Origin of the sequence: Gluconobacter thailandicus F149-1 = NBRC 100600, assembly GCF_000964465.1 — a bacterium.
In the GTDB taxonomy this organism is placed as follows: domain Bacteria; phylum Pseudomonadota; class Alphaproteobacteria; order Acetobacterales; family Acetobacteraceae; genus Gluconobacter; species Gluconobacter thailandicus.
In genome coordinates this window covers 147,724-173,352 of sequence record NZ_BANH01000017.1, presented here as the reverse complement: position 1 = coordinate 173,352, position 25,629 = coordinate 147,724, and the positions used below count along the sequence as shown (strand labels likewise).

35 protein-coding genes and 1 pseudogene are annotated in these 25,629 nt (G+C 58.4%); all 36 read right to left on the bottom strand.

Translation table 11 applies throughout. The features are described from left to right. Nucleotides 1-479 (bottom strand): annotated as a pseudogene (locus tag B7444_RS06225) (CotH kinase family protein); the annotation flags it as partial. A 10-nt stretch (nucleotides 480-489) separates the two neighbouring features. Next, complete coding sequence (locus B7444_RS06220; RefSeq protein ID WP_007283048.1) at nucleotides 490-2,448, bottom strand: phage baseplate assembly protein; 1,959 nt, start codon at nucleotides 2,446-2,448, stop codon at nucleotides 490-492. Further along, a complete protein-coding gene (locus B7444_RS06215) occupies nucleotides 2,445-3,851 on the bottom strand; it encodes a DNA circularization N-terminal domain-containing protein (protein ID WP_146911304.1) in 1,407 nt (468 codons plus the stop codon). Before B7444_RS06215 ends, B7444_RS06220 begins: the two co-directional genes overlap by 4 nt. Then, nucleotides 3,848-5,947: a phage tail tape measure protein gene (locus B7444_RS06210; RefSeq protein ID WP_007283046.1), complete on the bottom strand. Its 2,100-nt coding sequence runs from the start codon at nucleotides 5,945-5,947 to the stop codon at nucleotides 3,848-3,850. The genes B7444_RS06215 and B7444_RS06210 overlap by 4 nt, the downstream gene beginning before the upstream one ends. Nucleotides 5,948-6,083: 136 nt before the next feature. Then, on the bottom strand, nucleotides 6,084-6,485 hold the full coding sequence (locus B7444_RS06205; protein WP_007283045.1) for a hypothetical protein: 402 nt from the start codon (nucleotides 6,483-6,485) through the stop codon (nucleotides 6,084-6,086). Then, a complete protein-coding gene (locus tag B7444_RS06200; protein ID WP_007283044.1) occupies nucleotides 6,482-6,841 on the bottom strand; it encodes a phage tail tube protein in 360 nt (119 codons plus the stop codon). Before B7444_RS06200 ends, B7444_RS06205 begins: the two co-directional genes overlap by 4 nt. A gap of 3 nt (nucleotides 6,842-6,844) precedes the next feature. Then, nucleotides 6,845-8,347: a phage tail sheath subtilisin-like domain-containing protein gene (locus tag B7444_RS06195; protein WP_007283043.1), complete on the bottom strand. Its 1,503-nt coding sequence runs from the start codon at nucleotides 8,345-8,347 to the stop codon at nucleotides 6,845-6,847. Next, on the bottom strand, nucleotides 8,347-8,562 hold the full coding sequence (locus B7444_RS06190) for a hypothetical protein (protein ID WP_007283042.1): 216 nt from the start codon (nucleotides 8,560-8,562) through the stop codon (nucleotides 8,347-8,349). The genes B7444_RS06195 and B7444_RS06190 overlap by 1 nt, the downstream gene beginning before the upstream one ends. Continuing rightward, entirely contained in the window at nucleotides 8,559-9,137 is a 579-nt protein-coding gene (locus tag B7444_RS06185; protein ID WP_007283041.1) for a hypothetical protein, read from the bottom strand. Before B7444_RS06185 ends, B7444_RS06190 begins: the two co-directional genes overlap by 4 nt. Beyond that, nucleotides 9,134-9,553: a gp436 family protein gene (locus B7444_RS06180; RefSeq protein ID WP_007283040.1), complete on the bottom strand. Its 420-nt coding sequence runs from the start codon at nucleotides 9,551-9,553 to the stop codon at nucleotides 9,134-9,136. The genes B7444_RS06185 and B7444_RS06180 overlap by 4 nt, the downstream gene beginning before the upstream one ends. Nucleotide 9,554: 1 nt before the next feature. Beyond that, nucleotides 9,555-9,860 carry an HI1506-related protein gene (locus B7444_RS06175; RefSeq protein WP_007283039.1) on the bottom strand — a complete coding sequence of 102 codons (306 nt, stop codon included), beginning with the start codon at nucleotides 9,858-9,860 and terminating at the stop codon, nucleotides 9,555-9,557. A gap of 3 nt (nucleotides 9,861-9,863) precedes the next feature. Further along, a complete protein-coding gene (locus tag B7444_RS06170; protein ID WP_007283038.1) occupies nucleotides 9,864-10,808 on the bottom strand; it encodes a Mu-like prophage major head subunit gpT family protein in 945 nt (314 codons plus the stop codon). Between the two features lie 11 nt (nucleotides 10,809-10,819). Next, nucleotides 10,820-11,272: a hypothetical protein gene (locus tag B7444_RS06165; protein WP_007283037.1), complete on the bottom strand. Its 453-nt coding sequence runs from the start codon at nucleotides 11,270-11,272 to the stop codon at nucleotides 10,820-10,822. After that, nucleotides 11,262-12,269, bottom strand: coding sequence for a phage protease (locus tag B7444_RS06160; protein WP_048855132.1), 1,008 nt, complete (start codon nucleotides 12,267-12,269; stop codon nucleotides 11,262-11,264). Before B7444_RS06160 ends, B7444_RS06165 begins: the two co-directional genes overlap by 11 nt. 188 nt (nucleotides 12,270-12,457) lie before the next feature. Next, a complete protein-coding gene (locus B7444_RS06155; RefSeq protein ID WP_007283035.1) occupies nucleotides 12,458-12,958 on the bottom strand; it encodes a phage virion morphogenesis protein in 501 nt (166 codons plus the stop codon). Between the two features lie 100 nt (nucleotides 12,959-13,058). Next, on the bottom strand, nucleotides 13,059-14,393 hold the full coding sequence (locus B7444_RS06150; protein WP_007283034.1) for a phage head morphogenesis protein: 1,335 nt from the start codon (nucleotides 14,391-14,393) through the stop codon (nucleotides 13,059-13,061). After that, a complete protein-coding gene (locus B7444_RS06145) occupies nucleotides 14,386-16,095 on the bottom strand; it encodes a DUF935 domain-containing protein (RefSeq protein ID WP_007283033.1) in 1,710 nt (569 codons plus the stop codon). Before B7444_RS06145 ends, B7444_RS06150 begins: the two co-directional genes overlap by 8 nt. Before the next feature lie 2 nt (nucleotides 16,096-16,097). Continuing rightward, nucleotides 16,098-16,313 (bottom strand): hypothetical protein, encoded by a 216-nt coding sequence (locus B7444_RS06140; RefSeq protein ID WP_035729590.1) that lies wholly within the window; start codon nucleotides 16,311-16,313, stop codon nucleotides 16,098-16,100. Continuing rightward, the gene (locus B7444_RS06135) at nucleotides 16,313-16,546 is read right to left on the bottom strand and encodes a hypothetical protein (RefSeq protein WP_035729588.1); all 234 of its coding nucleotides are present in this window, start codon (nucleotides 16,544-16,546) and stop codon (nucleotides 16,313-16,315) included. Before B7444_RS06135 ends, B7444_RS06140 begins: the two co-directional genes overlap by 1 nt. Continuing rightward, nucleotides 16,543-18,099: a phage terminase large subunit family protein gene (locus B7444_RS06130; RefSeq protein ID WP_048855131.1), complete on the bottom strand. Its 1,557-nt coding sequence runs from the start codon at nucleotides 18,097-18,099 to the stop codon at nucleotides 16,543-16,545. The genes B7444_RS06135 and B7444_RS06130 overlap by 4 nt, the downstream gene beginning before the upstream one ends. Beyond that, nucleotides 18,096-18,668, bottom strand: a complete 573-nt coding sequence (locus B7444_RS06125) for a DUF3486 family protein (RefSeq protein WP_035729584.1) — start codon at nucleotides 18,666-18,668, stop codon at nucleotides 18,096-18,098. Before B7444_RS06125 ends, B7444_RS06130 begins: the two co-directional genes overlap by 4 nt. Before the next feature lie 3 nt (nucleotides 18,669-18,671). Next, nucleotides 18,672-18,983, bottom strand: coding sequence for a hypothetical protein (locus B7444_RS06120; protein WP_035729583.1), 312 nt, complete (start codon nucleotides 18,981-18,983; stop codon nucleotides 18,672-18,674). 118 nt (nucleotides 18,984-19,101) lie between these two features. Continuing rightward, nucleotides 19,102-19,380 carry a hypothetical protein gene (locus B7444_RS06115; RefSeq protein ID WP_035729582.1) on the bottom strand — a complete coding sequence of 93 codons (279 nt, stop codon included), beginning with the start codon at nucleotides 19,378-19,380 and terminating at the stop codon, nucleotides 19,102-19,104. Further along, a complete protein-coding gene (locus B7444_RS06110; RefSeq protein WP_035729580.1) occupies nucleotides 19,380-19,757 on the bottom strand; it encodes a hypothetical protein in 378 nt (125 codons plus the stop codon). Before B7444_RS06110 ends, B7444_RS06115 begins: the two co-directional genes overlap by 1 nt. Before the next feature lie 79 nt (nucleotides 19,758-19,836). Further along, the gene (locus tag B7444_RS06105) at nucleotides 19,837-20,538 is read right to left on the bottom strand and encodes a glycosyl hydrolase 108 family protein (protein WP_048855130.1); all 702 of its coding nucleotides are present in this window, start codon (nucleotides 20,536-20,538) and stop codon (nucleotides 19,837-19,839) included. 59 nt (nucleotides 20,539-20,597) lie between these two features. Next, a complete protein-coding gene (locus B7444_RS06100) occupies nucleotides 20,598-20,984 on the bottom strand; it encodes a helix-turn-helix domain-containing protein (RefSeq protein ID WP_052001662.1) in 387 nt (128 codons plus the stop codon). A 104-nt stretch (nucleotides 20,985-21,088) separates the two neighbouring features. After that, entirely contained in the window at nucleotides 21,089-21,508 is a 420-nt protein-coding gene (locus B7444_RS06095; RefSeq protein ID WP_035729577.1) for a hypothetical protein, read from the bottom strand. Continuing rightward, entirely contained in the window at nucleotides 21,505-21,912 is a 408-nt protein-coding gene (locus tag B7444_RS06090; protein ID WP_035729574.1) for a gp16 family protein, read from the bottom strand. The genes B7444_RS06095 and B7444_RS06090 overlap by 4 nt, the downstream gene beginning before the upstream one ends. After that, nucleotides 21,912-22,457 (bottom strand): hypothetical protein, encoded by a 546-nt coding sequence (locus tag B7444_RS06085; protein ID WP_035729572.1) that lies wholly within the window; start codon nucleotides 22,455-22,457, stop codon nucleotides 21,912-21,914. The genes B7444_RS06090 and B7444_RS06085 overlap by 1 nt, the downstream gene beginning before the upstream one ends. Further along, complete coding sequence (locus tag B7444_RS06080) at nucleotides 22,454-22,738, bottom strand: hypothetical protein (protein WP_035729569.1); 285 nt, start codon at nucleotides 22,736-22,738, stop codon at nucleotides 22,454-22,456. The genes B7444_RS06085 and B7444_RS06080 overlap by 4 nt, the downstream gene beginning before the upstream one ends. A 7-nt stretch (nucleotides 22,739-22,745) precedes the next feature. After that, nucleotides 22,746-23,150: a DUF3164 family protein gene (locus tag B7444_RS06075; RefSeq protein WP_081759377.1), complete on the bottom strand. Its 405-nt coding sequence runs from the start codon at nucleotides 23,148-23,150 to the stop codon at nucleotides 22,746-22,748. A gap of 172 nt (nucleotides 23,151-23,322) precedes the next feature. Next, nucleotides 23,323-23,775: a hypothetical protein gene (locus B7444_RS06070; RefSeq protein ID WP_035729562.1), complete on the bottom strand. Its 453-nt coding sequence runs from the start codon at nucleotides 23,773-23,775 to the stop codon at nucleotides 23,323-23,325. Beyond that, on the bottom strand, nucleotides 23,772-24,077 hold the full coding sequence (locus B7444_RS06065; RefSeq protein WP_035729561.1) for a DUF6874 family protein: 306 nt from the start codon (nucleotides 24,075-24,077) through the stop codon (nucleotides 23,772-23,774). Before B7444_RS06065 ends, B7444_RS06070 begins: the two co-directional genes overlap by 4 nt. Beyond that, entirely contained in the window at nucleotides 24,074-24,358 is a 285-nt protein-coding gene (locus B7444_RS06060; protein WP_035729558.1) for a helix-turn-helix domain-containing protein, read from the bottom strand. The genes B7444_RS06065 and B7444_RS06060 overlap by 4 nt, the downstream gene beginning before the upstream one ends. Continuing rightward, entirely contained in the window at nucleotides 24,358-25,239 is an 882-nt protein-coding gene (locus B7444_RS06055; RefSeq protein ID WP_048855128.1) for a ParB N-terminal domain-containing protein, read from the bottom strand. Before B7444_RS06055 ends, B7444_RS06060 begins: the two co-directional genes overlap by 1 nt. Next, the gene (locus tag B7444_RS06050; protein ID WP_146911309.1) at nucleotides 25,236-25,544 is read right to left on the bottom strand and encodes a helix-turn-helix domain-containing protein; all 309 of its coding nucleotides are present in this window, start codon (nucleotides 25,542-25,544) and stop codon (nucleotides 25,236-25,238) included. Before B7444_RS06050 ends, B7444_RS06055 begins: the two co-directional genes overlap by 4 nt. Nucleotides 25,545-25,629 lie beyond the last annotated feature (85 nt).

Genomic DNA, 25,629 nt, shown 5'->3' with positions numbered 1-25,629 from the left:
GTTGTTTTGTTCAGGCGCGCATACCAGGGTGCGATATGGCCTGGATTGTTCGGATCACTGCGCCGGATCTGCCGCCACAGTTCCAGACAGACCGCTTCACGGATCATCGACCGGTCAAAGGCCGTCAAATTCCCCGGAATACTGCCGTAGGCTTTCATCGTGAAAGAGGTGTTCTCGTCCCATGTGTCGAAGCGGAGCGCGACTTTATTTTTGCTGGCGTTCTTCACCTTGATTTTGAAGTTATGCTTCGACGCACTGGCACTCGTCTGCCCCTGGAGGCCTACGGTGCATTTGCCACTATCGTTGGCATAAAGGACAGAGTCCCCGCGCATCAGGGAAAAGGAACAGGCCACTCCGTCGCTATCCGTCGGGACCGACGCGGCCACAATCACGACCCTGTCCGGAAACGGCAGCGGCACATAGGTTTCTGAAGCCCGCAGGCTCCAGATGGCGTTATCAATCGGCAGGGAAGCCGCCATGTCAGCCTCCTTATGCCGCAGCCGTGGAAGCCTTGGCCTCCAGCGCAACAACACGGGCCGTCAGATCAGACCGTTCCAGCCGCTCACAAAACAGCCCCAAAGAGAGGAGTTCTTCATAGCGCAGCGTCTGCTGGGTCGCCTGCGTTTTCCCGTCAGCCTCGTATACTGGCTGGACATTCATCGTCGTAGAACCGTCCTCGTTTTTCGTCGTCACGATCTGCGTTCGTGGCTCTGAACACCAGAGGCCGTATTCCGCAGGATCAAGCCCCTGCGCGGTGAAAGCCGCCTGTACAACCTGAGCAATGACGCCAACATGGCGACGATCAGACGCACCGTTTTTCAGCGTATACACAACGCCGCTGATTGCCGCCCAGGCAGCCCGAAGCTTTGTTGTAATGTCCGCATAACCACTGTCGCCCAGAGTGCCGACAATGTCCTTGTCGTTTGCGTCAGAAACAACCTGCGGCGCTGTCTGGGTGACAATCCCGGACCAGGCGTTGTTAGACGTACCTAAGCTACCACCATTATTGTTCTGCGGATGAAGCGCCGCTCCCGCAAATGCCAAATTCCCGTCTGCATTGCCCGTTCCGCCGTATGCAATCAGCGCGGACGAGGACGTCGAATTGGACCCACTGTAAAACAGCAGCTGGGTCTGAGCAGAGGCGCCAGACCGCGACAGCCGCGTCTTGCGATGGCCAGCTTTCGCAGGCGCGTCTGCATCTCCTGTGAGATCATAGGCGTCAGGCGGCACAACCGAAATGCGGGTCTCGAAGGTGTGCCCGGTCGCGACCCACGTCACAGCGCCAATCAACATGTCTCCATCAATGCCGTTGTAGAGGTCTTTCACCGTCACCAGCTGGTTCGGCCGCCAGATCGCGCCCGCTGCATTCTTCAGCCCTGGCACCGTGTAAACATAGGCGGTGGCATGGGCACGGGCCGTCCGCATCCGCCACATGGCCTGGTCCTGAAGGGTCCATGGATCAGATGCCTGACGCACGGCCGTTTTCTGGCGCTTTTTGTGCCGCGCCCCGGCCCGATACGCTCCACCGGCCGGAACGGACGCGCCTTCGCCGAGGGCAAAGCTGTCCGGTGTCGGATTGCTGCTGTCCTGGGCCGCCGCAGATCCGCCGCCCTGTGATTTCGCCAGATGCACAATCGGCCGATACCGGGGAACGCCCGTATCAACGCAGTGTCCAAATCGACAATTCGCAGCCAGCTCTTTTTTGGCATGACCGGTTGATGCGGTTGGAGCAGCTGGTGCTGAAGACGCGCTTAACGCCGCTTTATCGCCCCTTAAAACACTGTTGAACTGGCCTTTGACCCATGTGTCCGAATGCCGCTGCGAAACCCGCGCTTCCATGCGCTGCACGTTTCCGCCTGGATAGACCAACCGATCCTTGGCCCGTGTCTTCCCAGCCTGCGTCAGAACCAGACCATTGACACCATCAGACGTCACCAGAACGCCCCGCTGACGAGACAGACGCTCAACAGCCCCAAGCACCGTGTCAGACGGCTCCAATGCAACCAGGGTGAAAGGGGCTCCCGTCGCAACCTGCCGATCCAACGACAGCCCGAATGGCTGGGTCAGGTGCCCGACCACCGTTTCCAGCAGGATCTGCCGATACTCGGCCGGTCCCTTCGGATTGGCCGCACAATCCACCAGATCTCCGGTGATGTCGCGTCCGGTTGCAACGGTATGAAGGGAATGTTCATCGGCCGTGACGTTGATCGTCTCAATGTAGCCCTTCAGGACGACAACGCTCGCCACCTCAATCTCAACGCGATCATGCACGCGAAGGCTCGGCACATAGCCTGAAGCTTCTGGCACATCCTCCACGAAATCCAGGCGGAAAATCCCTGCAATGTCTGCCAGATCCACGCCCGCCTCACAGCTCGTCCAGTTGTGGATCGTCTTGCCATTGATCCGGACAATCCACGGCCGTCCGTGCGAAACAACCGTCTCACTCACGAAGTCTGCTCCAGAACCTCGATGTCACCCGGCCCGACTAGCGCGGGATGGGAGATCCCGTTGCGGGTCACCAGATCATCAAACACACCCTGAACCTGCGTCACATCATCGCCCGCTACCGCATAAGCCAGCGTCCAGGCAGACACCGTGGTTTTCAGAGGAACCGACACCACCACCGGCAAACGCCCCACCTGAGAGGAGCAATCCGCAATCAATGCCGTCCGCGCGGCCTGAACTGCCACCCACAGCCCGGACAACGACACACCGACACCCGAAGACGCAGCATTCTCCAGATCCACCAGAAGCGCATCAATCGCTGCAATGAACCGTTCCCGTGCAGCCACAGCATCCGCTCCGCTGGCGAATGTCAGCGAACCCCACGCTCCCAGCAACTGCGACACGATCAGCCCCCGCGCCACGACGCCCAGTGCTAATGCTTCGCCTGGAACAGACGTCACGGACGACAGACTGTCTGCCACGGCCCCGATCTGAACCGCACCCGACAGCAGAATATTGGCCACCGTCTGCGCATCCACGGTCTCGGTCGTTTCACCCTCAACCTGCTGTGCCGGCGCAATCACGGACGTGGACGGATCTGTAATCGCATCCACCACCGCAGCCGGGACACCCGCCAGCGCTGCCGTCACGCTGTCGGCATAGGCCGTGTCTGCATTCGTGACAGGCGCACTGACACCCGCCGCCAGCGTCACCTGTGCCGAGGCAATGCCGGATTGAAGCGGCTGCGGTGCCGTGGCCGTCAGGCTGTCCCAAATCCCCGACGCCTGAGACAGCAGAGATCCCACCATGGAAGACAGGGCCAACGGAATAGCCAATGGCGCCAGAACGGCCTGAACCGCCAGCGTAGCCTCATCCACCAGCGCATCAGCCTCTTCCAGCAGGTTCGTCAGGGTGTCCGTAATCTCGGCAAACAGACCCTTGCTGCCAGACGGTCCGGGATCTCGCACCAGGACAACCTGAAACTGAGCAATCCGGATGCGCGTGGCAGAAAACTGGATCTCGCCTGGCTCAATCAACCTGACCCGCAGACGTCCCCACCAGGGATGCACAAGCGTCTGGGAACCGGCCTTCAGGAACACCTTGCGCATGCGCTGTGCCCGCAGAACGTAATCGTCCCCGGCCAGATATCCCGTAATCCGGATGGGCTGATCCGTCGTGCCGAAGTCCTGGAATTTCTGGTCCTCAACCGGCCGTTCCGGAAACAGGAACCGCTGCACCCGACGCCCCGCAGCCTCCCGGCTGTCGATGATGTCGAACGTCACCCCACCAAGCGCCGCCGTGGTCAGAAGCCGCGACAGCTCACCCGTTATCAGGTTCCCGCCAGCCGCCCCGGACAAAGCCAGAGCAGACGTGCCCACACCCAACGTGCTTAAGGTTCCACTCATGGCCGGTTCACCATACGCCCGCCCGTGGGCATGACTGTTGTCCGCACAGACGGATGAGCGGAAGGCGTCACCTTCAGGCCAGGATCATGACTGACCAGGAGATGAACCGGCGCGTTCCAGCCATGCCCGGTCGTGGGAACCATCAACGGTCCACGTGAATTCGGAGATCCCGGCATCTTCGGGTCCATATGCGTGAAAGCGTGGGAAATATAGCCACTGACCCGATCACCCCAGCCCGAAACCCAGTGCTCAAATGAAGTAAACTCGGCCTTGATGTGATCCCAGTTGTGATAGATCCCGTAAGCCACGGCCCCCAAAGCAACGCCGACAATCGCGATGCTGGCCACAGCTGCGACCGCGGCGGCCGCCTCGACGCCCAGAGCCGCCGTGACCAGGCCAAACCCGGCTGCAACCGGGCCAGAAACGGCACCAAGCGCCCCGAGCGCGGCCGTTCCGGCAAGAGCGGCCCCGGCAACGCCAAAAATACCCGTCGTCAAACCAGGAAGATGCTTATCAGCACCCTCAAGCGTTTCCGTCAGTCCATGAAACCCCGTGGTGACGTTGTGCAAGATCGGCGCAAACCCGACGCCCATCCGCCGCTCCAGCTGCTCCCAGCTTTCATCAAAAGCGTTCGTCTGAATGCGTAGGGATTTAATGCCGTCAGCATAGTCGCCGTTAATAACGCTCTGATTGGCACCTGAAGTCCGCCGATGGATATCTTCGTACTGGTCCATGTGTCCGAGAATAGCCAGGGTGAATTCCCGGTCTTCTCGATTGCTGAACAGCGTGCCCAGTGCACGCCTGTCCTGACCTCGATGTGTGATCCGATCGACAATGCGCAGCATATGCAGCATCGGATCTTCGCCATTCCGACGCGCACGGTCCTCCTCTCCAAACATATCGACGCCGTACTTACGAAACTGCGCCGCTGTATGAGGGCCAGTGATAGCCTGGATAAAAGCACGGGCATCGGTGGCGGCTTCGCCCTCAGTCCCCGTCGATTTACGCACCACGGCCAATGCCGCCGCAAGGTCATCTACACCAGACCTTCCACGCACACCGAGTGCTCCAGCGGCTGCTGCGACCTGAGGTAAAAGCGGGGCAAGCTTTTCGAAGGGAAGATCTGCTGACTTTCCAGCCAATGCGATGGATGCCAGGGCTCCGCCAAGGTTGGCATCATTGATGCCCATATTCTCCTGGAGCGCGAAGGTACTCTTCGCCACAGCATCAGGAGCTGCATTATAAGCCGTGGAAATCTGTGCCACGACCGGCAAAACAGCGTTTAACCGCTTCTGGCTATATCCTTCACGTGAGAAGAAGCCAGCCCCTTCAGCTAGATCCTCACCTCGCTGACCAGTTTCACGCGCCAGACGGTCCATCTGTACCCAGAAGGCAGAGGTAAACGCGTCATTCGCAGCCCCGTGCAGATCCAGCCCGATCCCGATATGCCGAATGGTATTGTCGTATTCCGACGCGGCCTTGACCGGCTCGACTAACCCGAACCCTGCTGCTGCGGCACCAAAAGCCTGCCCGATGCTGCGTTCCGTGGCCTCATGAAAATGCTGCGTGGCACCCGAGACCCTGCGCCCGTATCCGCCACGCTCACGTGGTGAACCTTCTGGCTCTTCCTCAACAGGAGCCCGACCAGGCACAACCGGCCCCATCTCTCCGGTCGCCCGCGATACCCGGCCAACAGCCGCCGCCGCCCGATCAGCCGCAGACGTAACAGCCTCAAGCCCATTGACGGCCGCACCGCTGCCAGATCCCGTCCGCGCCAGAGCCGCATCCATGGAAATGACCTCTTCCGCCGCCCGACCGAAGGCAGCACCGGCTTCAGAAGCTGTGACCGCCGCCACGTCCAGACCTTCGCCCATGCGGGCCGCACTGGCCGTGGCCTGTTCCAATGTCTCGGACAGGGCGGACGTCTGCTCTGCACAGCGTGGAACCGGTTGCCAGACCTCATCAAACGTGCGGTTCTGACCCAACCTGTCCAGAGTAGAATTCAGACGTCCGAGGATCTGCTCGATCTTCTCGACCGGCCCGGACATCTGATCGACAAGCGTCAGTTCAAACTGTGCCGTCAGATTGCCCGACATTACTGTTCCTCTTGCTTCGTCTTCTCCCGGACCTGCTCGGAATAGGCGTGTCCGGACGCACACCAGAACAGCAGTTCGTGCAGCCGAAGCGCCCTCAGATCAGAGCGCCCGAAATGCAGAACCGCTGCCAGGCCCGTTAGGCTGACGTTCCAGTCATCGGGCCATCGCTCGTAAAAACGTCGATGATTCTCGTGGCCTTGATGTAATCGCTACCCGCCATAGAGCGGAGAAGCATTTCTCCTGCCGGTCCAGACTGACCTGAAGATGCACACATCAAAAACAGCGTCCGCTTGCCACCCGTGAGAAGGCCGGAGCTATCGATGATGTCTCCCGCTGTCAGATCCCGGAATACCAGCTCGGAGATATCCTCACTGTGCTTACCCGCAGGGGAAGACGTCTCTTTCGTCAGAGCCTTCTTCAAAAGCATCCGCACAGAGCCATCATCCTGCCAGGAACAACCTGATGGCAGCTTCGGCAGAGCAGGAGCTTCCGGGATGGTCTGGTCTTCCGGTGTGGAAATGGAAAGTCTGCGATTCATGCTGAAATCTTCTGGTAAGTGTTGAGGGTCCACGTCACGGGTGCCTGACCATTGTCCTGCACATCCGGCTTTGCCTTCACATAGGCATCCGGGAACACGTAAACCGTGCCGAGGTCCGTCTGGATCTGAAGCTCGCCTTCACCCAGGGCTGGATCAAAATCGTCTTCATCCGCGTCCTTGGTGATGAATATGGTGGCCTGCGCCATGCCCTTGTTCCAGCGCATGGAACGAAGGGTCCGCGTGCTGGCGTCTTGATCCTCATTTTGCATGCCCGGAATGCGCCATTTGGTGCCCTTCGGGGTGTCGTACTTCTTCCCGCGCCACCAGACCTGGGAAATACCAATCGTCTGAGCCATGTCTTACACCTGTGACTGAAGGATATTGGCCAACACGATCAGGGAGCCCATGGGCTTGATCGGCAGCGTGGAATTGACCCGGTTCCGGTCGAGACTGTCGCGCTCGAACACAGCCTGCGGTCCAAGCGTCGCAACGTCATCAATCCAGCCCTGAGCCTGATAGAGCAGACACTGTGCCACCCATGACGCCTTGAGCGTCCGGACAGTCACAACACCCGGAACATTCTCCAGTGAAGAGCCCACGTCAGCGAGCTTCGCCCGTTGGTAGTTTTCCGCGTAGTACGCGTTCCACTCATACCGAACGCGCGCATTGATCGCCGGAATCATCACGTTCCACGGCCCATCCAGCGCAAGTCCTGACGTCGGATTAACCTGCCGTGTCGTCACAACACGCTCGAAACTGACAGTCCCGTCACGGTTGAATTTCAGTGTCGTGCAGCCGCCATGCAAAAGCACATTGCGCTGGATCGGCGTGAACTGATCGCCCGCATCCGGGCCAAGTCCTGCCAGTCCGGTCAGCACAACGCCCTGCAACTGCCGGGACGGATCGCTGTTCAGGGCCTGCGCGCCTTCAGCACCCGCCACGGCTGCCGCAATCCACGGAGACCAGCGTGGAGCCTGCTCGGCAATCAACACGATCTCTTCGGCCGTCGAAAATGCCTGTGTCAGCGCAAGGATCTGGCTCTGCGTGCCGGAAAACCCGACCCAGACGCGCATGTCCTGCGCTTTCATCGCATTTTCGCGGCTCTTTGCCTCGACCTGAGCTGCCGTAATATTCGGCTGATCGTTCAGCAGCAGGATCAGATCCGTGTACCAGGTGCCGCCCAACGCCTGGAGCGCTGGCGTCACATCCGGAAGGCCCGCACCACCAGCCATGGGTGTCACAGCCAGAGAGAGACCGTCCACCTGATCATAAGACGCGCTGGAAACCCGAACGTCATACTGGCCGGTAAACGCGCCTTTCTCCCAGCTCTGCACCGTCACAGTGACGCCATCACTGCCAAGCGTGGCCGAAAGCCCGGTCTCTGCCTTCAGATAATTGACAGTCGCATTGGCAGCTGAACTGTTGCACGCAGCCACAAAAGCCTGCGCCGCCTCGGCTGCCGTCATGCCAGACGTCACCGTGAACGCCACACGATACCCACCCAGAATGGCCGCCATCGTGCCGCCGCTGGTGGCGGTGCCCTCGAATTTCAGCGAAGCCGAAGCCGCCACGCTTCCATCGGCCGGAGCAACACCCACGGCATCAATGGTGAGTGTGGGCTCTTCTTTCAGAAACGCCGCAACGGACTGTGCAACGGCTGAACCCGCGCCAAACAGAGCGACAGCCTGCGCCGCCGTCAGGGACGAATAGACGGTATTGGCCACACCCGTGCCACCGCTGATCTGCCCCACCAGAACACACCGCAACGGCATGCCCACCAGCGTGCCAGGCGCGGCCACTTCACGGATTTCGGTATAGGAACCGGGAACCGCCCAGGAACCGGGGATCTGCTCGAAATCCATCACTTTTTCTCCACGGCCGGAGCAGCAGTCGCCGCCGGTGCCGCCCCACCGACAGGCTTGTCAGTCTGGGCAGTGGTTTCAACGATGTCCTTGTCACGCCACATCCGAGCCCAGTACGGATCGGAAATGTTGACCTTGAACTTGTCGGGAACGACCACACCCGAAGGCGTCACAACACGACGCCCCGGTGCGGCCGTAACGAGCTTGACCGTCACGTCGGTTCTCCTGAAGGGCTGTCCACAATCTCACTGGACAGCGTTTTGAAATCATCGAGCTGGGGCGTAATGCGCTCCAGTTCGAGCGCCACATTTTCGAACTGCACCGTCAGCAGAACACTCGACTGGCCCTCTTCAAGGAACTGCGCCAGTTCAGCGCTGGATGCGCTCATCACATAGGCCGTCCCGGCTCCTGACACAGTCAGGCCGTTCAGCACACCGATGGCCGCCGCCGTGACGCCAAAAGCACCCGCCAGCTTGCCGTCTCCGACATAGAGATGTTCTGGCTGCCGGTGCGCTGTGAGGATTGCCACTGAAAAGACCAGCGGCCCGCGAAACGTTGCTCCCGGCAGTTTACCGGCGTGCCAGCCCTGCCAGCCGATCCCGACAACCGGCATCTTGCCGGTAAATGCCCGCCACTGGGTGTCGCTTGGCCGGGGCGTGAGTGGCACGTACCGGAACTTACCATCCGCAGGCATGACGGTCTGCAAGGCGGTTTCAATCGCCCTGTAGCAAACGGCCATAACGTCGCCGTCAACCAGCGTTGCCGGATACTGGTTATCGCTCAGGGTCATCCGAACAGCCCCCGGTATGAGGTTGGGCGGCTCTGATAATCCGCCCAGTTCTCGCTGGTGTTGCCCTGCAACTCGCCTTCCAGGACGATAGACCCGGCACTGACGCCCCGCAGCCACGCCAGCGCACCCTTATGCGCATCGGTGACTTTCTCCCCTGCGATGACATATCCGCTCTCGCACAGGTTAAAGCGCGCCAACGCACAGCAGACGGACACCATCTTGGACGGAACCACCGGTACCGGCGTCTGATAACGCCGCCGCAGGTAGCCATCCATTTCATCGGTGGCATCATCCAGAGCAGCCTGAACCTTGACCTGATCAATCTGGCCGTAGCTCTCTCCTGGAGGCGTCGTGACCTCCAGAATTTCCTGCTCGGAAAACCGCGTCATCATGTCCTGGACGGTGGCATAAGCCATGTCAGCCGCCGATCTCGATCACGGTGATCTTCGGCTCGGTTCGCAGCATCTTCAGCTGGGCTTCGGTCAGGCTGCCTTCAGAGTGCACCTTCACATGAGGATGCTCCAGTCCAGCACGACGGAAGCCGGGCTCGGAACAGGTCACAACGATGTCGCCTTCATGCAACTTGATCGCGTGCCCCTTCGTCAGGACATGCCCGAGAACCTTTGCCGGAGCCTTCGCCTTGGTGTCCTTCGGCATGACAGGTGCCTTCACATCCTTGTTCTTTTCATTGTCCACGGTGTCATTCCCTTCAGGCGTATCCATGACTTAGCCTCCTACCTTCTGGGAGAGGCGTGGAGAGACCATCAGCTCTGCCGCACCGACCCATGGATTGGACGCGGTGCCGGACGCGCCGTTGAGCACCGTTGGCGCAAAATCTGATTTCAGCAGATAGCGCCCGGCCTTCTGAAGATTGCTTGGTACGACCAGGAGATCAGGTACCAGCCCGTAAGGCGTGCCATCTGCGCGGCAGAGACTGGCCATTGCCGCCAGCGCATCCTCAAAGCTGTCCTGGTTCAGCGGGCGAATGCTCTTGTAGGCAAGCTGCCACATGCCGACACCGGCCACGCAACGTCCATCAGCACCCCAGACAAAACGATCGTCTTCAAAGACATTATCGTCGGTCAGACGGGTCTTTGCCGTAATTGCAAAGGGGCGACGTGGCTGCCAGATAATGGGCTTGAAAACACGGGTTGTGCACAGGAGGTACCAGGCTGGTCCTGCCGTCTCGCCATCTTTTGGGGTGGCGTAATTGGAGTAAACAAACGGCACCTTGTCTTCGCCGATCGCCATGTGATCGGTGTCAAAGAAGTACTGCTTGTCGATGCACTGGATCTTGTCGCCTGCACCAAGAACCTCAAAACAGAGCTTGTCCGGCATCTCGGCCGCGTCCTGACCAAGCTGTGAGACGAAGGTCGAAAGCCAACCGAGCTTGTCGTCTTCAATGTCTGTCCGCTTGACGCCGATCGTCTGCTCGAACGTCCTGTTCTTCAGAATATAGGCTTCTGCTTCCAGCTCATGGACCTGACGCGAGCCAATCCATTCACGAAAGCCCGGAAGCTCTGCCAGACGGGGATAAAACTCTTCCCCGGCATCGGACGGCATTTCCATCGAAAAGCGTTTGTACTGGCTGGGACCAGTTCCAATCGGCTTGTTGAACGCCAGATTCAGCGAGGCCGACAGGGCGTTGATGTTACCCGCATTAATTTCCACGGATCAGTTCCTCAGAGTGTCACGAAGGGCGTGCCGGTCTCATCCAGGCCGACAAATGTGCCGACCAGTGTCCGGGCGCTGCCGCCTTCAGGGGTTTCGGTGAGGGAGACGGTCTCGTCATCCACGGCGTAAACCGGAGAGTTCAACTTGTCCCAGGTCGGAGCCGTGTCGAACGGCAACGCATAAGTGCCCAGATCCAGCTCAACACGGCCGGGGCCATACTGCCCGCTCATCACCGGAGAATTGGAGACATTGCTCTGGAAGTGCATTGCGATGCCCGCAACCTTGGGAGCCACAGTCAGGCCCGAAGGGGTTGCCGTTCCGGCCGGTGCAATCGTTCCGTCAGAAAAGACAATGACGATCGAACCCCGGAACACAGTCATGTTTGCTGCACACGGCAGACCAAACGGACGAAGGCGCGGCCCAAGGGCCCGGACCAGAACGCGATCTGATTTAAGCGCCACGACCGGTCTCCTTCTTGATGTCAGCAACACTCACGCCGAATGCCGACGCCATCTTTTCCAGATCAGCGTCAGACGATCCCGTGCGGATCTCGCTGCCAGCCCCTGCGGCAGAATGGCGGGTGACCTTCGTGCCGTTCAGGTTCGTGCGCGGCAGACCCTTGATCAGGTCCACAGCGAAGTCAGCGTTTGAGGAATGCAGGGTGATCAGATTGTCACGCTGCTTGTCGGTAATGACCGCACCCTCAGCGGTAGCCTGGGCCATCAGTCCCATGACCTTGTCACGGGATGCCTGTTCCTTGATCGTCTTGATCTGACCTTCCAGCTCCGCAACACGGTCATTGGACGTGTTGTCCTTCAGGCGCGTCTGAAGCGCTGCCAGCAGGGCAGAATTATCAGCACCGGCATCCACGCCAAGCACCGTCGCCACGCTGCTGTGCAGGGTCACGGACGTCCGGCTTTCAGTCATGGCTGCCAGCGCGTCTTCTTCCGTCGCGGTGTCGGGCAATCCCAACGCCTTACGGACTTTTGCGATATCCATCGTCTTCTCCGGAGTATTTTGGGAGTGCAGCGTCACCAACGTCAGGTTTGGATCGTTTGTGAGGGCAGCACGCAGTATTCGTGTGACAACACCACCACGGCTCTCGATCACCGGGGAAATCGCCCGGTATTCCTTCGCCGCCATCAGACTGCGGCCTGTCGGCGTCCAGTCGGCCATACCCCACAAACCATCCGCACGGTTTTCCATGCGCGTGATCCAGGCACGAGCAGGCGCTGGCTTACCTTTTGGGGCAGCCAGATCTGTCGAGTGGTTTTCATCGAGAACAAGCTTTCCCGCCGCCATGGATGCACGGATGACGGCATCCGGATCAGCCAGCGTCACGGGATCTCCCTTGATGCCTTTGAATGTGCCTGCCGGACAGAGATGCACCCACTGCGGAACCGCGTCGGTTCCGGTGGAAGGCTGTGCCAGATCAAGAAGGGTGACAGCGGTGTTCATTGCCGCCACTATCGGGCGGAAAGAGATCTCTCTTCAGGGGCGCGAATGCACCCCGGAAATTTCACGCTGTGTGCCGTCAGAGCCAGTCCGGGACATCCAATCCCCCCAGAGACATCTGAAACGCGCTCCAGACCCGTCTTAAAACGTTTTAAACGTGTTCAAAAACACAATGACCACCCCATGCATGCCTATCGTGCCCGCATTGCCAGTTCCAGGGCAAGATGCAGCTGCTCCTCGACAGCCACGCGGTCCTCAGCGCCAAAGCCGAGGAATGGCCGGGCCGGAATGACAACTTTTTTAGGCGAGAAAAATTTCCCACCCATTTTGAACTTCAGGCGAGGTTCAGTCCTGGGAATGATCGTGGCTCCAAACTGATGTGTGCCACCATAAGGCATAGCGCTCCCGACAATGATCGTAGGACCTCGAACTTCAGTGGGGAGCTGCTGGCGGAGCTGCCCGCTCTGTACAAGGATCGGCAAAGGCTTGCGGCTGGACGCATAGACTGGATTGAGTGGTGCCCAAGGAGTGCCATCCGGCGCAACGTTCGTCGTGAACCGACGCCGCGTATTGTCTTCCAGTTCCAGAGCAATCGCTTCAAGGATCGCCTGAGGTGACCGGCTGATCGCGGCAATCTTCTCCAGCGCCCCCCGCATCGGTGCCCAGTCGCCACGAACCTGCATCAACGCCATTGTGGAAATCCTTTTCTGAACGCGCTAGACTGTGCCCGGTGACGTGCTGTGACACGGTGTTATTCTCACAGCCGTAACACCCTCGGTTTCGAGGGGAGTGCTATGCCGGGTTACTGTGAGGCCCGGCCGGTGCGTCACCATCCTCTTCCAGATCTGCCAGCGTTCCCTTGACGACGTCGCGCCCCTTCATGGCTCGACGCGCCTCTGTCACGGTCGTGACGTGGAAGGACTGCACATAGATATGCTGTCCATCCTGCGTCACCTTGACGACGGCGCGATAGAGTTTCCCCAGGCGACGGAACAGCAGCACATGCAATGCCCGTGAATGCGCAATGACAGCAGGGTCAGACAGGATCTCCGGCAGCAGCCTGTAATCATCATCCGTCAGATCTGCATGGTTCTTCAGCTGTTTGCGCGCCGTCACTGTCGAGAACAGGGCACGGTCAGACTTCGCCCCCAGTGCAGCCTGGACGCCAGCGGGCACAGTCCCCACAGGCAGCTCCCGCGTGCCATCTGGGGAATGCAGGATATCCAGCATGCCCTTGATGTCGGTATGCCGCTGTTCCGGCTCGGACAAAGGCCGGTGTTGTGCAGGTTCTGGAACCTGCACATGCGGCGCTGCCTCTGGAACCACAGACGGGCGAACCCCGGTTGTCTCCGGTGCAATCGGCTGCCGGTTGGGAGCGCGTGTCGGCCCTGCATCTTCCGCCACGAAACGGCTTTGCGCACGCCCGGAACGGATATCCTCATTCGTCTTCCAGGCACGCCCCGGATTGTACGCAAAACCCGGATCGATCCCGACCGGAACCTGATGCACCGTCCCATTGCGCGGATTGATCCACGGCCGTGTCTCGATTGGCGGCGCTTCAGAGACCTCCCAGCCCATGCGTTTGAGCTTGGCGCGGGACACAACCTCAACCGTGCAATGGCAGCGCCAGCCATTCGGAGGGAAATGCGTCTGCCACCACGGATCATCTGCTGGAAGGATCAACCCGTCCCAGGCAACATGCTGGGGCCGGGGATGAAGACAGGCGTGATGCGTGTATCGCCAGAAGGGATACAGCTCCAGAGCCTCCGGCGTGACCATGCGCCGGTAACGTCCCGCAGACAGCGCCGTGGTCATGTTCGTGTCGTAAATGATATCCGCGCGCCAGCCCGGAGATCCGTTATACTGCCAGCCGTAGCGATCCGCGATCTGCGGAAATTCCTTGCGCCACTCCTGCATGGTCATGCCCTGGGACATGATCTTGTCCACGCCGGTGCGCAGATCCTTCAGCAGATCCTGAGACGCCGCACCTGCCACCATGAATCCACGGGCATGCCCCTCGTGCCACAGATCCGTCCAGTGATCTGTCGAGACGTTTTCCTTCTGCCGGAAATAGGCCAGCGCGTCTTTTGGCGGCAACCTGACAGCCTGAAGGATGCTCTCAGCCATCAGCGCGCATCTGATCGAGCACCATGGCTTCGCCAGCCAGCTCCGCCACCATCATCGCATTGGCCATCGCATCTGCCAGCTTTTCAGGCGGCAGACGCATGGCTTCAAGCCGGGCACGGAAATCCTCAAGGGACGTCGCCTGTTCGTAGGCGTCCTGTGCAGGGCGGCACATTGCTGCAAAACCCTCGGCACACTCCCGTGCCGCGCTGGCAGACAGCGCTGACACAAGCCCCGGTCCATTCTCCCGCGTATGCCTGATCAGAACCTGCCCAAGCTGGGAATGCAGCGTCTGTTTGGTCTCGGCTTCGGCCTCGTCCTGCGGTGTGGGCGCACTGGCATGGGGCGGCTCTTCCTGCGCAGGCCGCACCTCGGCTGGAAGCGTATGAGGCGGCGTGGCAGGCGGCGTCGGTGCCCGTCCGCCAATAACTTCCTCTCCATCTTCCGGGTCAGAGAACCCGAGGCGCTGACGCACTTCAGTCGCCGCAACCGTGAGCCCCTGCGGCCCCAGCCACTGAAGCGCGTTCGTCACGTCCGCAACCGTTGGCTCATCAGGGCGGCCAATGCTGATTTTTGGATATTGCCCCATCGGCTGTGGGCCAAACGTCATGTCGATCATCGGCACGACCGCCTGACGGTTGATCGTGCCGGACGCTAACCGTGCATCGGCACGCTCAATATCCTCCTGCACAAGCCGGTGGATTGCGCCGGAAGCATGCGCGCCCTGTTTGCTATCCGTCGTGCCTGTCTGCCCCAGAACCACCTTGCTGATCTGCGCGTCCAGCCAATCACAGCGGCGCTGATGAATATCGTTCGATCCCGCACCATGTTTGGGCTCGATCATCTCCAGCTGCATGCTGTCGGGAATAACAGCGCCAGCTGCACCCATCAGATCAAACACCGCCCGACGCAGAACCCGCTTCTGTTCTTCAGACGCGCCTGGTCCGAACTTTCCGATCCGCAGCGGCAGCCCATAACTCTGGACGAACAGCCCCCAGTCCCGCGCCGTGAAATGCTTGAACATGACCAGGAACGCGACTGTGCGCGTCAGGCCCGAACGCATCGTCAGACCGGACCAGCTTTTGTGCTTGTGAACAATGAATTTGTGCGGCGGCATGGCCTTGAACCCGGTCTGAACCGGCGCACCCTCAACACTCGCCGGAGCCGGTTCCGCATTGGCCTCCCGGATCAGGATGGTCTCGCCGTCCTGATAACTTGGTTCAAACCAGCGCTGCGGCCGCCATTCCATGGCCACGATCCGGTTGCATCCCGGCTGCAAGTCCCACGTCAGTTCATGGACGGACCAGCCCTTGCCAATGGCATCCAGAATGTCCTGAAGGGCATCTTCCAGCAGACCCAGCCGCAGCCAGTCCTGGATGAATTCAGCATGCTTTTTGTGCTGCGGATCATCACTTGCCGGGTCAACAGTGATCGGCAACTGCGCCACGGAGCGTTTCCGCGTCCCCAGAACGCCCTGGTAATGCGCGTCCTTTTCTTCAATGAGTTCCGCAATGGTCTGCCAGGCCAGACTGTCGCCACCGTCAGCAGCCCGCAGAGCTTCGCCCAGGATCACCGGATTCAGACCGATCGGCAGATCCGAAAGAATGGCAGGGCGCTGGCCAATGTAATCCGGCCCCGCAATCTCCTGCGTCAGAACCTTGGGTTCAATGGGGTTGCCATACTGATCAATCAGTTTTCCAGCCATGGTTATTGCGCTCCCTGGCAGCCGCGTGCCCAAGCGCGAAAACCCGCGTCTTCCTGAACTGCCCGATGAATAAGAGGGTCTTTATCCGCGTCTAAAGCGCGACTAAGTGCTTTCTGATCGTCAGCGGACCATGGCACGACCAGAGGGCAGACATGCTGCGGCACACTCCCACAGCCGGACAGAGCCACGATCGCCAGCACCAGGGGAAAGAAACGCATCAGAATTCCGCCTTGTTCAGGATCTGCGCCAAAGCATTATCTGTCGGAGCGGTGGACACCTGCACCTGGGAGAGAGTGAGCTGGGCCTTCTGGGCTTCCAGCGCCTCAACTTTGCGCTTCTGCGCATCGCGTTCAGCCCGTGCTTCAGATGCCAGATGCGCAATCCAGACAAGAATGGCGCACAGCACCAGGATGACCGCACAGGCCAGATCCAGAGGAAGACTATTCGTCACAGCACCATCCCTCGAAAGCCCATATTTCCGTCGCCACGCCCCAGCTGCTCACGCGCGATTTCCTGCTCGATGGAAGAGCGTCCATCCGGACGCCTGCTGTCCTCGATCTCACGAGGCGATTTTATGAGTTCAAAGTGATATTCCTCGGGGTCGGAACGACTGGCCGCATAAGCCATGGCAAGCGCAATGGCGGCATCGCCGTGCCGCTTGCCGGTACCGCCTTCGCTCCGCTGATCCGGCACACGTGCCACGCCACGCACCAGCTTCAGGGCGCGAATGTCGTCATGAATTTCCTGATCGGCCGGAAGCGTGAGCGTCGCATCTTCAAACGCCGCTTTCATGGGCGGCATTTCGTCGCGATACCATCCCTCAGTCAGCATCACGGCCTCAACGCGGGAGCCGTACCGCTGTACTGTCACTTCAGCCAGATATTGGCCGTTACCCCGCCCATCCATCTTGCCCGCCCGAAAGCGAGGTAGACGGTCCAGAACATAATGCAGGATCTGCTTCTGCTGTTCGAAGGGCGTATTCCGCAGCTCAACAACAAGAACTGTTGCCCGATCTGTATTGGGCCGGATCTGGAGAACCCAAATCACGGTCAGATCCCCTGAGCGACCAAAGTCCTCACCAAAAACGTGCGAGGCTTTCGGGTCCAGCGCGTCCAGAACAGGGGCAAGCTGGTCTTCACAAAAGGCACGTGCTTCAATTTCACGAAGGCGATCTGCCATCAGCGTAAAGGCCGCGTCACAGGCCCACCGCTTAACAGGCACTCCTTTTTCACTGCGCGCATCAATCAGCGCCAAAGGAATATAAGCGCCCGTGGATGGGTTTGGGATACAGAACAGTTCTTCGTCTGCCGCTGCGCCATAAAATGCAATCAGATCATCGCGCCACTTGTCTTGCACTTCTTGTGACCAGACTTCGCCTTTGCGAGCGCACATTTTTTTGTAAAGGCCGTCATTCAGAGCATCATCCAGAGTTGTGCGCAAAAGTTTATACGGCTTTTTCCCGGCCAAAACGGATTGGACGAGCACATTAAATGGATTGGTGTCACCGTCATGCGTGCTGATAATTACGACGCGGCCCCCCCACATCAGCAGTGCAATAGCCGCTTTCAGCAATTCTTCCAGGTCATCATGGAACGCAGCTTCGTCAATAATAACCAAGCCCTGCATACCCCGCAGCGCTCGCGGTCGAGATGGCAGAGCAAGGATCTTGAATCCAGATGCAAAGTCGATCCGAAAGACCTTGGTGTCCTTCTCAGGATGATCTGGATCGTGCCAAAAGCTTTCATGAACCTCTGACGCTGCCTGTTCCATAACGGCAGCATGCTCAGCGCAGTAATCAATAAATTCACGCGCCATTTCGAGATTGTACCCGAGATAGAATACGTCCATGCCACCAGCGTTTTTCGCACTTGCGGCCGTAAGATCCGCACCAAAAGATGCAGTCCACGAAAATCCTGTTCGTCGCGACTTTTCCTCAAGCGTGACAGGTTCTGTCATCATGCTTTCGAGAAATTCGGCTTGGCACTTCAGAAAAATACCACTCATGTCGTGATCAATCCCGCCATGATGGCTTTAGCTGTTTCAGCAGACAGACCCTGACTTGCCGCGACTTTGCTAATATTCTCCTTAGCTTCAGCTGCCAGTTCTTCCCGAACCTGTTTCTTTACTTCGGCCCGATATTCCGCATCGGTCTTGCTGGCTTTCGCCAGATGATCCAGCGCCTTCGCGACAAGCTGAATGCCCATCGGATCACGTTTGGCAAAAGCCTGACCGCCCTTGGACAGGTCGGTACCGTCACCGTCCTGTGCCTTCATGAACAGGTCGAGAATGGCCGTATGCATCAACTCGATATTCAGCTGCGCATTACGCCCGACTTCTGCGGTTCCAAGCCGTCCGACCAAGGCTGTCGCCACATCGCGTGAGCGGCGCATCTGCACACCCAGCCTATCGAGATTCTGAATGTGCCGACCAAGCGCAGAACGGCTGATTTCTACGCCGTCCAGCTCAGCCAGAGCCGCCAGAATTTCATCAATGGTTGAGCCACCATCGCGCAACTGGCCGATCCGCTCGCGGATCTCATCGGGCATGCGATCAATGGAAGATGGCCGCGCCATGATTTACAGTGGCTTCCGAGAAGCAACACCTGGAACGGTTCGTAAATTATCGCGTGCCTGCAAACCCTCAGCAGTTAGCGTCGCAATCCAATACTGACGCCCAGGACCGCGAATATACCGTTCCAGCGTCACACAGCCTTCACGCTCCAGATGCTCCAGATCTTCCCGAATATCATTCACCTGAGCAGGGCGTCCGGAATCTCGGATGCCTACTAGAATGATTTCTTCGTTCAGACGGCGGTCAGCCATCTGCGCAATCGCATCTAGGACATACCAGCGACGGTCTTCAATTAGGACCTGACGAACAGCATTCACAGCCGTTCTCCCCGAGATAAATGAGTGGAGGGCGGGCACACAGCGTCAGCTGTCACGCCCAGAAACGCGCCAGCTAGAAAACCCAGTGCAACAAGTGAAACTTCGAATAAAACGCGTTTCATGGCTTTCTCAGATGCCCTTCAACAATGAGATGCAGGAGCTTGTTTGACTGCTCCTGATCGTTGGAAATTTTCTGGAGCATCTGCGCCGTGTGGCGGTCACGCTCTTCATTGGCCGCGTGCCCTCGCTCCAGGCTGGCGATACGCCGCTCAAACGTCGGATGCCGCAGCAGCGCAACCACCGCCCAGACGGTGACGACCAGCCCAAATAAAAGGGCAACGATCATCACCGGCCAGGGCAACACTACGCTCGCGGCCACATGGGCCGCGTCGCCCATCAGCTGGCAGCAGGTGCAGTGACAGCAGGCGCAACCGTCAGCTGATCCGCAGGAACAATGGCCGTCGCCAGATCATAAATGGCGCTCTTGATATGGCTCTGAACCGCATCAAGCGTTGGAACATTAAAGCCAGCAGCCTTTGCAAGCGTCGTAAATTCGGTGACGGCCGTCTGGACCAGCGGGTTTTCCGTTTCGAACTTGGTGAAGGAAGACACCATCTTGTCGATGCCGCCGTCCGTAGACGTCACAGCAGAACGCACAGCCTGATTGGCAATCTTCTGATAGGCCGCGCCCTTATTGGTCAGCAGTCCTGTGACGTAGGGCGTAGCAAGCGCCAGAACGGACGTCAGCGTGCTTACCTTGAACTTGAGTGCCATGTCGGCCTCCATGAGTGCGCCGCGTGCTCGCGCAGGTACGTTAACCGGCCGGTGCGCGCCCGCAGCACGGCCAGAACCGTCACGTCAGCGCGGGCACAGATGTCAGAAGCGACACCGCAGCCTCAACACGCTGATCCAGCCGCCCGAGCCACCCTCGGCCAAACTGCGCAAATCCTTTGAAAGAGCGGTAAGCCGCGTCCTGCTGGCTGGCACAGGCATAAATAAGCGCCCGCAGCCGAGCATCCTGCGCTTTGATCGCCTTCAGCGTGCCCGGACCAATAATGCCGTCTGACGCCACGCCCAGATCATCCTGGAGCCGCCGAACGTATTTATCAGAGAGGGCTAGAAGAATGTCCGAAACAGGTGCATGCAGAACCGCCTCAAGCGTGTCCTCGCCAACGTCCCCGTCGATCTGCTCCAGATGCAGGATACGCTGCAACTGCTTGGCCGCCCGCGCCACACCGCTATTGAAGGCGAAATCAAACAGTAGAAGATCAAGACCAGGCGGCAGTTGATCGCCGTTGATCGCGCGCCAGAACAGGGAACGGGCAATCGCCTTGAACGTGTCATCTGTAATCGACTTCATGACACTGCTCGTGACCATGGCCGGATTGCCCAGCCATTGCCCCATCACAGGCGCACTGATGCCGCGCATGGTCCCCACCAGATTACCCTGGCCAATCTGGCCAAGTGTCCAGTTTCCGGCGTCAGTCCGGATGCACTGATATCGACCCTCGCGTGCGGAGGTGAACTGTGCGGCAATGTCGAAGTTGATCTGCATACCCGGCAGAATACGGGGAGGGTGCGTCCTCTATCATGGGTGCGACTGCACCCCGTAACTCAGCCGAACAATGCGAACTGACGCACATCCTGCTGGGACTGCTCTCGTTTGGCAACGATCTTCCGTGTCCTGCCGCCGAGAATGCGGATGATCGCAGACCGTGAACATCCAACCCGAAACGCAATATCGCTCAACGGAATGCCCTGGCAATACAGCATCATTGCACGCCATTCCCGGCACAGCGGCACATCGTAGTGTTCACCGCCATATTGCGCGCTCATCACAGCTGCAATTTCTTCCCCATGATACTCTGCGAAATTGGAGCCAGCCCACTTGCGCGGAACCCACACACGCCGCCCACCCATGCTCTCCACAAACGCCAGAGCAACGTCTTCGCCAACAGCGTTCACAAGCCATTTAATGGTGGAAGGTGGTTCCACACTCATTGTCCGAATTTCCCTGATTTCTGCGCTTCGCAAACGGAAGTGTACCACGTCAAAAATAATCATGCAGACAAAAAAAGAGCCCCGGTGAAGGGGCTCTTTTGAAATCAACTCTGCAAACAATGCTTCGAAATATCTTCGTCCAACTGATCCGCAACATCCTGACATTTTTTTATCAGACAACCGGGCCGCAGGTCACCACGCTTCTCCATGATGTTCAGCATCGCCGTCAGCTCTCCGGCCTTCTCCTCAAGCGTGTCCTGATTTCCGTCAATCCCATTCACCAGAACCATTGCAACAGCACGCCTGAGATTCAGAAGCATGGCTTCCAGCATTTCAAAGCGCTGGCGTTCAACTGTCGTCAGCGTGGAAGCCTGCTGAACCTTACCGACCTTGGCCAAAGGAATAGTGATGACTTTGCGCGTAGCTACCAACTGGGCAGCAGTAGGGCGTTTTCCTTTGGGTTTCTCTCCACACCCGTCCATGCGTGGCTTCGGTTTTGTGGATTTCTTCCTGGCAACAGTCATGCCCGCTTCCCCCAAGCCTTCAGCGCCTCAATCACGACACCCGCCTGTGCACCCGAAAGGAAATTAGGATCGTCCACACCAACCATCCGCTTCACAAAAGCCCGCAGGCTTTCCCGAGAGCCCCCGGATCGGAGGGAAGGAGCCAGTTCACCCCAGAGGGCAAAAACCTTCCGAACCTCTGGCCGGGAAGAGGTGGCCTTTCCAGTTCTGGGAGGTGCGGGACGAAATCCGTCCCGCTTGAACCCCGTCAGAACCTTGTCCAGTTCCGCCACTGTCATCTCTTTCGCAGACCGCTTTCCCGTCTCCCGTTCCAGCCGGTCCCGATAAGCGTCTTCGTCCAAGCCCATTTGCTTCTGTGCAATGCGCAGCTTGGCATAGCGCGTATTTTTCGGATCTGCCGCCATCACGACTGCACCTCTCTGGAGAGAGCTACGCGCAAGATAGCTTGTACGCTTTCAAGACGTTCGATCGGGGTGAGGCTATCTTTTCGAGACGCATACTCAGCCCTTTTAAGGTGGTCCAGCAGCACTGAAACTCGCGCCTTGTTTGCTTCAGCATCAGCCCGCGCAAGCCGCTCAGCTTCCTTCAACTCCGCAATCTCCGCTTCCAGCGCGGCGACGTTGGCGGAGTGTGCAAATAAAGGTTGGGCGCTGAAATTGAAACGTACGAAATAGTCAGCATCGCCTTTACAGGTAACCGCGCGATCCTCTGTAAATGCTTTCCCAGGTACGCCCTTACTTTTATCCTCAATAAGCCAAGCAACAGGCTTTTGCCCTTCCACATCCTTCCGGCGCTGTTCCTCCGCGCCATAATCCCGTACCTCATCAAAAATACGATGCACGATTTGCCATGCTGCGTTCGGTCCTCGGACGCCATGAGTAAAAAGCCTCTGAAGCTCGGTCTCGATTTCTTCCCGCGTCCGCACGGGTTGTTCTAGATGCTTGCTCACGAGATCACCTCATCGACCGTCGTCTCCGTGATTTCCGCCTTTTCAACGAAATCACCGATCGGGCCATAACCCTCAATGAACTGCTTAGCTCCAGAGAAGCGCGTGACCTCATCCATCACGCCGCGCCCAACCAACTGCCCGATATGCTCGGCATGCTCCACCAGCTCGAAAAACGGAGAAAAGCTGGCCCGATACTCTTCCATAAACTGTTCCGTAAATGCTGAGTCCTTCAGCGTCACGGACACGGTCTGAACGACGTCAATCTGAAATACCTTGCTCATCACACCCTCACAGCGAAGAGAAATTAAGGTCGATGTTTTTCCAGCCTTCCTTGCTGGTCTCCCGCATGTAAAACCGCAGGTAAGTCCGGCTCCCGATCACCTCCACAGCATCGGACAGTGCCTTGCGAGCCTCCGGCCAGAGTGGATGATCAAAGTCCTGACGTTTCAGAGCCAGAATGCGTTCGGTCGAGATCCGGCCACTGGTTGGATGACGGGAAAAGGCACTGTTCACCACCTTGCGCAGGTCCGCTGATACGGTCCCCATCATGTCATCCAGGATCTGGTTCAGAAGCGCCTGGGCAGCCACAATCGCCTGATTGACCGACTTCTGATCAGCAACCGTGATCGTGACCTTCCGCGTGTGGTCATGGTTCTCAAACGTGTTGCCACCACGCGACCCGCCAAGCCGCAGCCCATACCCACGGCAGCATCAGACATTCTTTCAAAGATCAAATATCCACCACCGAGAAGTTCAGTCGCGAAATGCAGGGGTGAAGCAGTGTCCGGACTCATCACCAGACGAAGCATCAGACCACCGCCCACACGGGATGACAGATGCACGGAGGTATAAAAATGCACTTCCATCACCAGTTCCCCCCTCGAACAGCGCCGCGAATAGCCCTTTCTTTCTTGGCTAACTCGCGCTTAAACTCGCCAACCGCCGCAAGTTCGATCATCGGTAGGTATCGGCGGTCGATCACACTCCAGCCGTGATCGGCCGCTACAAATTCCGCCAATCTCCGATCACCGGTCGCACAGATCAGCGAATTAAACCGCGATACCGAAATCTCATGCGTATCCCGTGCTACAGACGCATAGGCGTTCAGAATATTCAGGCTGATCTTCCGCCCCATATGCTGGCTCATGCGCTCGGCAATCTCCGCCCGCGAATATCCGCAGCTATCCAAAGACACCGAAATCGCCCGAGACAGACGGCTGGAATACGAATTCCCCCGGATCATCTGCGGATCGAAAGACAGCACCGTCTCAGGTGGAGCCCACGCCAGCAGATCAAGCTGCTCACCAGACCGGATCATGCCAACGCTCCATCGCTGCAACGCTCGGAAAACCGGGGCCGGTAAAGACCTTTTAGTGCCCCTGTCTGGCGACAGAGATGGCGTTCAATCCCGACGCAATCGTGCATAAAATTGAAGTCATTAGCGACCAGAAGCTCTGCCAACCTAAGACGGCAGCCATTTGCATGGCAGGCAGTGATATCCATCCGAGATTGCAACTCTTCATCTTGCCCGTGCCGTTTTACCAGCTTGAGATAACGAGATACGATCTTACCGATCACCAGCGCTTCATCGGGCGTGACATCAAAAGAGATCTTATTCATGCCGCAGCCCTCCGAGTAGACATATCCACCCGGAACAATTCGAGACAGGCAGCCTCCGAAAGATCCAGAACCCAGATCAGATCCATTAGTGTCGTCCAGCGTGTAACAACTTCTCCCTTCTCCATCTTCTTGATGGTGTCCCGATGGACTTCTGCCTGGTCTGCAACTTCGGTGAGGGACAAGCCCTGGGCGATGCGTTCTCGGTGCAGAATTTCACCAACAAGCTTGGCCTTCCGTGTCAGGTTCCGTGCCCGTTCTTCCCGTTCAGAAACTTCCAGCATCACGCAGCCTCCCGCACAGAAAAGCCCGGAAGCAGCGGCGCGATATCCTCGATAATGCTCTGCTTGTCTTCCTCGCTGGCCTTCGCCCAAAGCATCGCAAAAACACGGACAGGATCAGTCGAAACAACAGCATCAATGATCGCATTGCGGCCAAAGCCATCCGTCTTGCGCCAGATCGCAAGATACTGCTCCAGCGCCGTCTTCTTCGCGGCCTTCTCCTTGGCTGTCCCGACAATATCCGCAATTTTCACAGGCTTGTTCGGATTGGCCTCGACATACTTGGCGACATCATCCTGCTGATAACCCTGCATCTTGGAGAGCAGGTCCAGTTGCGCACCGCTGTTCTCAAGCCACGTACCCGAAATGCGACGCCGGATATCCGGATCAATACCCTTGAACCGTGCGATGGCACGCTCAATAGAGCGCCCTGAGCAACCCAGCTTCTCAGCCGTCTCGGCTGTGAACGTCGGGACCAGACCGACAAGCTTGTCGTTTTGGTCTGAACGCCTGTCGCCACCCGCTTTGGTCTCGGGATAAAGCTCTTCGTAGATTGCCTTTCGTTCCGCAAGAAACGCTGACCGATCCATGACCGACAGGTCACGACGGAACAGGTTCTCGTCAATTTCCAGCAGCTTCGCCTGGGTCTCATTAGCCGTCTTGATCAGACACGGAACCGTGTCGAATTCCAGCTCCCGCGCTGCCGTCAGTCGGTGCGCCCCGGCAATCAGGACGTAACCCTTGCGGCTCTTGCGAAGTTCGATCGGCTGGCGAATTCCATCTTCGCTGATGGAAGTCTTCAGGAGCGCAACATAATCCGGATCAACTTTCCGCAGACGATCCCCAAACGAGATCTCGGAAACGGCAATCTGTTCGATGTTCATGCTGCCACTCCGTTTTGACGCAGATCGGCAGGAACGCGGCTGCTAGGTGTTCTGTCAGCAACACGCGACACCGGAGTACCGTCCTCATGAAACCGATCCTTGCCCCACACTTCAAAGACAGTTCGCCCGAGAAGTTTGGCAATACGGCGCTCATTCAGAACAGAATATCCCGGTTGGGAAATCGTGGCGCTAACGGCGTTTTTGGCCAAACCGAGATCACGGGAAATACTGGTCAGAGGACCGTACTTCTTTCTCAGCTCCGCCTTGATGTCTTCAATGTGCATTCCGCACGTTTTGTGTGCCATAATGCGTGGTCCTCAACTCAAGGCCGGTTGCCCCCGGCCTTCTTTTTGAACATCCAGACGGATATTTATCCCCGTTTGGTATCCG